This window comes from Bacillus sp. AP50 (genome assembly GCF_040492675.1).
Classification (GTDB): domain Bacteria; phylum Bacillota; class Bacilli; order Bacillales; family Bacillaceae_G; genus Bacillus_A; species Bacillus_A cereus.
This window is the reverse complement of sequence record NZ_JBEUTW010000186.1, coordinates 1-2,614: the sequence shown is the minus strand read 5'-3', so window position 1 is coordinate 2,614 and position 2,614 is coordinate 1. Positions and strand designations below refer to the sequence as shown.

The following is a 2,614-nucleotide window of genomic DNA, read 5'->3' as shown; positions in this document are numbered from 1 at the left end:
AAAGTAAAGTGATGTAAAAAAGTGTGTATTGAGATACTTCATTTAAATGTTACGAGTTTAATACTTTCACAGGTAAACTATAAAAAAAGAAACACCCTAAACAGCAACTGTTCATTCATATAAACGCTTTGGTTCTGCTTAGCCTGTTAAAATTCAACTTCAGAAGTATCGGTATCCAACACCCGCTTTAATTAACATCGGTATTTAAAATACCAAAACAAAATCCATATATCGTTGAAAGAGGTTGAAAATTCATGTACGTTTTAAACAAGTTCTTTACCTACAAAAAGATTGTACCTGTCGTATTACTTTCATGTGTAACACTAATAGGGTGTTCTAATAGTAATACTCCATCTGGACCACCTAAGCAAACAAAACAAATAAAGCAAATTAAACAAGAAAATACAGGTCATGATTCTTTTGCTAAGCTTGAAAAAGAATATAATGCTAAGCTTGGTATTTATGCTCTGGATACAGGTACAAATCAAACTATTGCTTATCATTCAAATGATCGTTTTGCATTTGCCTCTACATCTAAATCATTAGCAGCGGGAGCTCTTTTACGTCAGAACTCAATAGAAGCTCTTGATGAAGGGATTACGTATACGCGTGAAGACCTTTCTAATTATAATCCAATTACAGAAAAGCATGTGTATACAGGAATGACGTTAAAAGAACTTGCAGATGCTTCTGTTCGATATAGTGACAGTACGGCACATAATTTAATTCTTAAAAAGTTAGGTGGTCCATCCGCATTTGAAAAAATCTTGAGAGAAACGGGAGATACGGTTACTAAATCTGAACGATTTGAACCTGAATTAAATGAAGTACATCCTGGAGAAACGCGCGATACCAGTACACCAGAAGCGATCGCTAAGACACTTCAATCATTTACATTAGGATCTGCACTTCCAACAGAGAAACGTGAATTATTAGTAGATTGGATGAAGAGAAATACGACTGGAGATAAGTTGATTCGTGCGGGCGTACCAAAAGGATGGGAAGTAGCTGATAAAACAGGCGCAGGATCTTATGGAACAAGGAATGATATTGCAATTATTTGGCCACCAAATAAAAAGCCAATTGTTCTTGCCATCCTTTCTAATCATGATAAAGAAGATGCAGAATATGATGATAAGCTTATTGCAGACACAACTAAAGTCGTATTAGATACTTTAAAAGTTACGAATAAAAACTAATAAATTAATAGTTTTCCGTGGTTAGGGGACATATTCTCTAATAAGAGTAACCATACATGAACGTCAAATGATGCTAAAAAAAGAAAAAACACGCAGTTCCATTTGGAATTGCGTGTTTTTATTTTGCTAATTTATTTTGGATAACCGCTTGTGTCATCCAGTGCTGATTGGTTTGCACATGGTCTTTTCGAACAAATGCCCCTATGGATTTTGAAAAATCATTATAGTGAAACGCATCCGTTAATCTAAGTACATACCCCTCCTGAATCCCTCCAAAGAGTGAAGTACCGTTGTAGCACAAACGAATTACCTTTTCATTATAGGGGCCACGATATAACACTGGAACGTGTGCAAGGCCTAACTTTTTACACCATGCAACTGCTGCATCCCACGATAAACATTCATTTTTCTCATTCTATATTGAAAAGACATAAAAATAGGACGTCAGTGCTGTGTAGTGAATGCCATGACAAGCATACACATTTTCACCACATATCCTCCAGCCTTCTGGAATTCTATCCCCCCATACTTCCTTGTAACGTTTTTACCCATGTTCTCGATGGGTTATGACCACTTGATAACGACCTTGCATGAATAGCCTCTTTATAAAGAGATGTATTTTCACCATCTAACTTTTCTAGTACGACCACTTCTTGATTTTCAAATCCGTCCATATTTTGTAGAACACGGTCATCACTTGTTACCCCTATCGACCAAGGAACATGCAATGTTCGTGGATATTTTACAAGCATTTTTTCACCTCTCTACTTCGCAAATGCATCTGCATCTCGGAAAAAATATACATACCTCTTTATGATAGTCTTCTATAAGTTTATTGATACAAAATAAGCAAGCGGTGGATTCAGCAACGGGATGTTCTTCATGACAAATTGAAAACCACACCCATGCGTCTCCTCCTGTTTCACCATTACAGTTTGCTGTAAGTCCCGCTTTACTTGTTCGTTCATGGTTTCTTATAGTTCGAATAAGACGATGTACAATCCGCTCTGGTTTTATGTAATCTATTAGCTTGAATCGTTACTTAAATATAAAGGGTGTCTCGGTAACACATCCTTTTTTCCTAAGGCAGTGTAAATGGTAACCTCTGAATAACTCATGAATATCTTTATACCGATTGTGATATTTATAATTTTCTCCCCAAGCAGTAATCAACATATTTTCCATTAATTTTTTTCTTTTCAATATTTCATCTAACTTCGTACGATTAATTACTTCCTGTAGTAGCCTTTCTACTGTATCTATTTTTATCTCATTTGGTTTTCTCAATATTCTTTACTTCTATTTTTTGATTGTTATAACTGGCACTTTCTTGGTATCAGAAATTTCACTGTAACCATAATAAAGTAGAAAAAACAATAAAATAATTGTCCAAATAAATATAAACACTTTATAAC

1 protein-coding gene and 1 pseudogene are annotated in these 2,614 nt (G+C 35.0%); one reads left to right on the top strand and one right to left on the bottom strand.

Features of this window, described 5'->3' with window-relative positions; genetic code table 11:
- The first annotated feature begins 254 nt into the window (after window positions 1-254).
- On the top strand, window positions 255-1,199 hold the full coding sequence (gene blaIII, locus ABWK52_RS15450) for a class A beta-lactamase BlaIII (RefSeq protein ID WP_000289423.1): 945 nt from the start codon (window positions 255-257) through the stop codon (window positions 1,197-1,199).
- 118 nt (window positions 1,200-1,317) lie between these two features.
- Here the strand turns inward: blaIII and ABWK52_RS15445 are convergent.
- Window positions 1,318-1,951: pseudogene (locus ABWK52_RS15445) on the bottom strand (RNA ligase family protein).
- Window positions 1,952-2,614: the final 663 nt, after the last annotated feature.